General features: G+C 69.3%; 1 protein-coding gene. It reads right to left on the bottom strand.

Annotation, left to right across the window (positions count from 1 at the left end):
* Window positions 1-7,379: non-ribosomal peptide synthetase (locus tag IEJ02_RS47215; RefSeq protein ID WP_498067141.1), on the bottom strand; the 7,379-nt coding region annotated here is incomplete at its 3' end.
* Window positions 7,380-7,388: the final 9 nt, after the last annotated feature.

Here is a 7,388-nt window from a genome sequence, read left to right as displayed (position 1 = left end):
CCCGCATACCCCCGCGCCAACCCCGCACCCGCCACGTACAACTCACCCACCACACCCGGAGGCACGAGCTCCAGCCCCTCATCGAGCACATAGGTGTGCAGGTGCGGGAGGGGTCGGCCGATCAGGCTCCTCGCGCCGGGCCCGGTGAGCTCGCGGTCGATCCGCTGGTGGGTGACGTGCACGGTGGTCTCGGTGATGCCGTACATGTTCACCACGACAGGGGCGTCGTCGTGGTGGCGGGCGTACCAGTCGGCAAGGCGCGTGGGGTCGAGGGCCTCGCCGCCGAGGATCACATAGCGAAGTGCCGTACCCACGCGTGACCCGCCGCGTTCCGCTTCGGCCGCGATCAGTTGGTACAGCGCCGAGGGGGTCTGGCTCAGGACCGAGACATTTTCCCGTACCAGTAGCTCCAGGAAGTCCGAAGGGGAGCGGGTCACCTCCCTGTCGACCACGATGAGGCGGCCACCGCTCAGCAGGGCTCCCCAGATCTCCCACACCGAGAAGTCGAACGCGTATGAGTGGAACATGGTCCACACGTCGTCGGGGCCGAAGTCGTCATTCTGCCCGATCGCTTCGAGCAGCCTCACCACGTTGGTGTGCGTCACCAGGACGCCCTTGGGGGTGCCCGTCGAGCCTGAGGTGTAGATGGCGTAGGCCGGGTGCCGTNCTGAGGTGTAGATGGCGTAGGCCGGGTGCCGTGGATCGAGCGGGCTCGTGCGGTCGCGGTCGGTGAGGTCGATGGCGGACGCCTGGGCCAGGAGGTGCCGGGTGTGGTCGTCGTCCAACACCAGCAGACGGACGGTCTCACGCTGAGGTATCCGGTCGGCCGTGTCCCTGGTGGCGAGCACCACCTCCGGAGCAGCGTCATCGAGCATGAAGGCGATCCGGGACGCGGGATAGCGCGGATCGATCGGTACGTACGCCCCACCGGCCTTCACCACCGCGAGCAGCGCCACCACCATCTCCACCGAGCGGGACACCACCAACCCGACCCGGGACTCCGGCCCCACCCCCAGCCCCACCAACGCCCGGGCCAGACGATTCGCCCGCTCGTTCACCTCCCCGTACGACACCTCACGCCCCTCACACACCACCGCCACCGCATCCCGATCACGCCGCACCCACCCCTCAAACAACCCCGGCAGCACATCAACGCCCTCATCCGCCACACCGGGCACACCCCCACCCCACGCCTCCAGCCGCTCCCGCTCCTCCCCGCTGAGCACATCGATCCGCCCCACCACACACGCCTGATCAGCGGCGATCGCCTCCAACACCCGCACGAAGCGGGCCGCCAGCACCTCGGCCGACTCCCGGTCGAACAGGTCGGTGGCGTACTCCAGCGTTCCGTGGATACCCGCCGGGCCGCCGCCATCGGCATGTGTTTCGGCGAGCATGAAGGACAGGTCGAACTTGGCGGTGTCCATCTCGACCCAGAGCGGTTCGCTGGTCAGCCCCGGCAGTACGGGGGCGGAGTGGTGGGTGTTCTGGAATCCGAGCATCACCTGGAACAGGGGGTGCCGGGCCAGGGAGCGGTCCGGATTGAGCAGGTCGACCAGCCGCTCGAACGGCACGTCGTGGTGGTCGTAGGCGGTCAGGTCCGCGTCGCGGACGCGGCGTAGGAGGGTGGCGATGTCGGGGTTGCCGGAGGTGTCGACGCGCAGCACCAAGGTGTTGACGAAGAAACCCACCAGGTCGTTGACGGCTTCGTCGCCCCGGCCCGCGTAAGGGGTGCCGATGGGAATGTCGTGTCCCGCGCCGAGCCGGGTCAGCAACGCGGCCAGTCCGGCTTGGACGACCATGAAGACGCTGACGTCGTGGGCGTGTGCCACATCGGCCAGCCGCTGGTGAAGAGCGGCCGGGATGTCCAGGCTCACGGTGCCGCCGCGATGGCTCGGCATCGCCGGGCGCGAACGGTCGGTGGGCAGGTCGATCTCCGCGGGCAGATCCGCCAACGCCCTCTTCCAGTAGGCGAGTTGCCGTGACATCAGACTGTCGGGCGCGTCTTCCTCACCGAGGAGACGCCGCTGCCAGATGGCGTAGTCGGCGTACTGCACAGGAAGCGGCTCCCACTGTGGGGTGCGCCCTTGGGCGCGGTCCGCGTAGGCGCGGGCGAGGTCGTTGAAGAGGGGGCCCATGGACCAGCCGTCGGCGGCGATGTGGTGCAGCACGAGCAGCAGTACGTGCTCGTGGTCCGCCGTTGGGTAGATGCCCGCGCGCAGTGGCAGTTCCGTGGCCAGGTCCTCGAATCCCCGTCCGGCCTCGGCCGCGAGCAGCGCGTCCAGGTCCTTGGGAGCGGCGTCGGAGACACTGATCGGCAGCCGGGCGCGAGCGGTGTCGGCGTCGAGCACATGCTGCCAGGGCTGCCCCTGGTCGTCCTTCGGATAGAGGGTCCGCAGGGCTTCGTGCCGGGTGACGACGTCGCGGAGTGCGTCGGCCAGCGCCTCGCGGTCCAGGGGGCCGGTGATGCGCTGCGCGGACACGATGGTGTAAGTGGCGGACCGGGGGCCCTGGATCTCCTGCATGAACCACAGGCGCCATTGCGCGTACGACAGCGGGATCCGCTCCGGTCGTGGCACCGGGCTCAGGGTCGGCCGCCGGGTCGCCTCGGGGCTCGTTCCGTCGCCGAGCCGTGGGATCAGCTGGGCCACGGTGGGTGCCTGGAAGAGCGTACGGACGCTCAGCTCGGTGCCGGTCTCGGCGCGGATGCGGCCGATGAGCCGCATCGCGAGGAGGGAGTGGCCGCCGAGTGCGAAGAAGTCGTCGTCCACACCGACCTCGGCAAGCCCCAGTACCTCGGCGAAGAGGCCGCACAGGGCCCGCTCCCGCGGGGTTCGCGGAGCCCGGCCGGTTCCGGCGGTGAACTCCGGGGCGGGCAGCGCCTTGCGGTCCAGCTTTCCGTTCGGGGTCAGTGGCAACTCGTCGATCGTCATCACGATCGACGGCACCATGTGCTCCGGCAGGGTGCTCCGCAGATGGGCCCGGAGTGCGGGGAGCAGCGAGTCGGCTTCTGGGCGGGCGCCCGGCTCGTTGGCGTAGGCGGTGAGCGGTCGCGCGTTCGCCGGGGCAGAAGCGACGGACAGATCGACGACCGGCTGGTCCGGATCGTCGGCACCGAGCAGGAAGAGGGCGTCGAGCCGTTCGGGGTCTTCGGACCAGGTCAGGTGGGCGCGGTAGCCGTGACGGGCGGCCAGCTCGTGCAGGGTTTCCACGTCGGGTGTCGCCGTCGTGGTGTCGGGCGTCGCCGTCGTGGTGTCGGGCGTCTTTGTGGTGCTCGGCGTTCCCGTGGTGTTGGGCGTTTCCGCGTCCGCGCCGACGGTGGTCTCGGTGTGGACGGTGGTCTCGGTGTCGACGGTCCGCCGGATGGTTTCCGGGGCGGTGCCGTCCTGGAACTGCCGTATCGCTGCCAGGTCGTCCATCAGCCGGGCGTTGGGGAGGTCTCGCACCCACAGCCTGTCGTGGCGCTGGGAGAGGAGTGCCGCCAGTTCGCCGGTCCGGTGTACATCGGTCCCCCAGGTCGCCGCCGGCGCCGCCTCACCCACGCGTACGGCGGTGACCGGCGCCTTGTGGAGCACCACGTCATAGCGGTACCGCGTCAGCTCGTTACGGCTCTTCCCCCGCTTGATCTGGATGTCGACCGCCGCGATGTCCGGAACGGTGGCCTGGAGGGCCGAGAAGAACGCCGGGTCGATCAGCAGTTCCCTCTCCAGGGAGATGGCCTGCTCGATCGCCTTGCGGAGGTCCGCGCCCGAGAGCTCACCCCCGAACCTGCTGAGACCGGCCGCCGTGGCGAAGCAACGCAGCAGGCGGAGGTTGCGGACATCGCCGATGAACAGCGAGCCACCTGGTGCGAGCAGCCGCATCGCCCCGGAGATGACGGAGACGAGGTAGTCGATGCCGGGGAAGTACTGGATCACCGAATTGATGATCACGGTGTCGACATGGCCGGCCGGAAGTCCGGTGAAGACATCGGCGGGCTGGCAGGACAGCTCCACGCGGGCAGCCAGGTCCGGATCCCGGTCGATCTGGTCCCGGAGCACATCGATCACCGCGGAGGAGAAGTCCGTGGCCCAGTACGAGTCGCACTGGGGCGCCAAACGCCGCAACAGCAGACCGGTGCCCACGCCGATTTCGAGCACGCGTCGAGGTGCCAGTGCGGAGATCCGGTCCACGGTGGCCGTCAGCCATTCCCGCATCTCGTCGAGGGGGATGGGGCGGCCGTCATAGCTGCTGTCCCAGCCGATGAAGTCCTCAGTAGCGTCCCCGGTCGAGGCGTCGGTGGAAGCGCCGGTGGAAGCGCCGGTGGAGGCGCCGGTGGAGTCCTCACGGAGGGCGGTGGCCGGGCGGTCTCCGTACAGCGACTCGTAGAAACTCTTCCAGTGGCCGATGTGTTCGTCCGCGTGGCGCTCCGCCGACCGCTCGGGCCGTGATCCGTCGTCCCGTGATGTGGTGCGCCGCGCGGGGACGGCGTAGCCGATCAGCCGCCGGTCCCCGGGGCGGTCCTCGCGGACCGTCACGGCGGCCCGCGCCACCTGCGGATGCGACGCCAGCGCCGCCTCCACCTCACCCAGCTCGATACGGAAGCCCCGCACCTTGACCTGGTCGTCCACCCGGCCCACGAACTCCAGCCGTCCTTGGGAGTCCCACCGCACCAGATCCCCGGTCCGGTACATCCGTCCGCCAGGCCCGGCGAACGGGCACGCCACAAACCGTTCCGCCGTCAGCCCCGCACGACCCGCGTACCCCCGTGCCAACCCCGCGCCCGCCACGTACAACTCACCCACCACACCCGGTGGCGCCCACCCCAGCCCGCCGTCCAGGACGTACAACCGCGTGTCCTGGATCGGTGTGCCGATGGGCGGTGGCCCTTCCTCTCCCGGCTCGCACGGATGGCCGGAGATGTCGATGGTGGCCTCGCTCGGCCCGTACGAGTTGTACAGCCGCACCCAGGGAAGCGTGGTGTGGAAGGTGTCGCGGACGGCCGCCGACATGGCTTCCCCGCCACAGACGACATCACGCAGCGAGCGGCACTGGTCCGCCACCGCATGCCACTCCAGGAGGTGCTGGAGGAGGGAGGGGACGGGATGGACGACGGTCACCTGGTGGCGCCTTACGGCCGCGAGAAGGTAGCCGGGGTCCGCGTGCTTGTCCGGGTGGGCCAGCACGATGGCCCCGCCGACCAGCAGCGGGCAGAACACTTCCCATACGGAGACGTCGAAGCTCAGGGGTGTCCGCATGAGGAAGCGGTCCTCGGCGCTCCAGCCGAACGCCTTCACTCGCCACAGGAGGTTGTTCAGCAGGGACCGGTGCGTCACCACGACGCCCTTGGGGGTGCCCGTCGAGCCTGAGGTGTAGATGGCGTAGGCCGGGTGCCGGGGATCGAGCGGGCTCGTGCGGTCGCGGTCGGTGAGGTCGGTGGCGGACGCCTGGGCCAGGAGGTGCCGGGTGTGGTCGTCGTCCAACACCAGCAGCCGGGTGGTCTCACGCTGGGGTATCCGGTCGGCCGTGTCTCCCATGGCGACCACTACGTCCGGCTCGGCGTCGTCAAGCATGAAGGCAATGCGGTTCGCGGGATAGCGAGGATCGATCGGTACGTACGCCCCGCCGGCCTTCACCACCGCGAGCAGCGCCACCACCATCTCCACCGATCGGGGTACGACGATCCCCACCCGGGATTCTGGGCCCACCCCGAGCCCCACCAGGACGCGCGCCAGACGATTCGCCCGCTCATTCACCTCGCCGTACGAAACCTCACACCCCTCACACACCACCGCCACCGCGTCCCGATCGCGCCGTACTCGCTCTTCGAACAGTCCCGGCAAGAGCGCGTGGCTGATGTCCTCCTCAACGGGCGCACCTCCACCCCAGCGCGTCAGTTGCTCCCTTTCCTCTCCGGTCAGTACATCGATCCGCCCGACGAGACAGGCCGGATCTGCGGCGATCGTCTCCAGCACCCGCACGAAACGAGCCGCGATCACCTCCACTGCCTGCTGGTCGAACACATCGGGCCGGTATCCCCACCGCACCTGAAGCCGCTCACCGGGAATCACCATCAACGCGAGGGGATAGTGCGTGGCGTCGTGGGCGGCGATGGCGGTGGTCTTGAGTGTGCTGTCGGTGCGACCGAGGGCGGCGTCGTCCACGGGGTAGTTCTCGAAGACCGTCGCGGTGTCGAAGAGCGGGCCCGAACCGGCATAGGCGCTCTGCTGGATGTCGGTCAGGCTCAGGAATTGATGGTCGAGCAAACGCGATTGTTCGTCCTGGAGCCGGGTGAGCATCGCCGCCAGGCTGTCGCCCGCGAGTACGCGAAGCCGCAGCGGCACCGTGTTGACGAACAGCCCGACCATGGATTCGACGCCGGGAATCTCGGGCGGCCGGACAGCCACCGTCGTTCCGAAGACCACGTCGTCGCGTCCGGTCATACGGGCCAGGAGGAGGCCCCAGGCACCCTGTATCACGGTGTTCAAGGTCAGACCGGCCTCGCGTGCCCGCTCGGTCAGAGAGGCGGTGAGGGATTGCGAGAGGAGCTGTGAGACGTTCTGGGGGGCTACGGCCTGGCGTCCAGGGTCCGCGGGCGTCAACAGAGTGGGGTCTTCGACGCCCGCCAAGGCTTCGCGCCATGCCTCCAGCGCCGCATCCCGATCCCGCGATCCGTACCACGCGAGGTAGTCGCGGTACGGCGTCGGCCTGGGCAGTGCGCTCTCCCCGCCCGGCTGCTCGTACAAGGCGAACAGATCCCGCACCAGCAGCGGAGTGGACCAGCCGTCCAGCAGGATGTGGTGATTCGTCAGCACAAGACGGAAGCGGTCCTCGCCGAGCCGGAACAGCGCGAACCGCAGCAACGGCGGCCGCGCCAGATCGAAACGCTCGGCTCGGTCCTGTGTCAGCCACCGCTCGAAGACATCCCGCGCCTCCGTCTCCCCCAGACCCCGCAGATCCTCCTCCCGCCACGGCACCCGCACCCGCACCCCACCAGGCACCACCTGAACCGGCACCGACACACCCTCATGCACAAACCCCGCACCCACATGCGGATACCGGCGCAACAACGCCTCGGCGGCCCCCCGCAACCGCACCACATCCACCGAACCCTCGAGATCGAAGACCAGCTGCACCATGTACACATCCGGCGCGCCATCGTCATAGACCGCGTGGAACAGCAACCCCTCCTGCCCGGCCGCCAGGGGCAGGACCTCGCCGTGCTGGGGGAACTGCGCCTCGATGGCTTCCTGATCGGACCGGCTCAGCGAGATCAAGAGGCGAGGGGGCGAGGTGGAGTACGTGGTGTCCGTGGTGTCCGTCGATTGCGCGGGGACGGCGGGGGCCTCGGGGACCCGGGCGGTGGCGGCGAGGGCGGCGGGTGTCTTGTGCTGGAACACCTCACGCGG

Origin of the sequence: Streptomyces sp. 5-10 (genome assembly GCF_014712245.1) — a bacterium.
Classification (GTDB): domain Bacteria; phylum Actinomycetota; class Actinomycetes; order Streptomycetales; family Streptomycetaceae; genus Streptomyces; species Streptomyces violaceusniger.
This window is presented reverse-complemented; position numbering and strand designations above follow the sequence as displayed.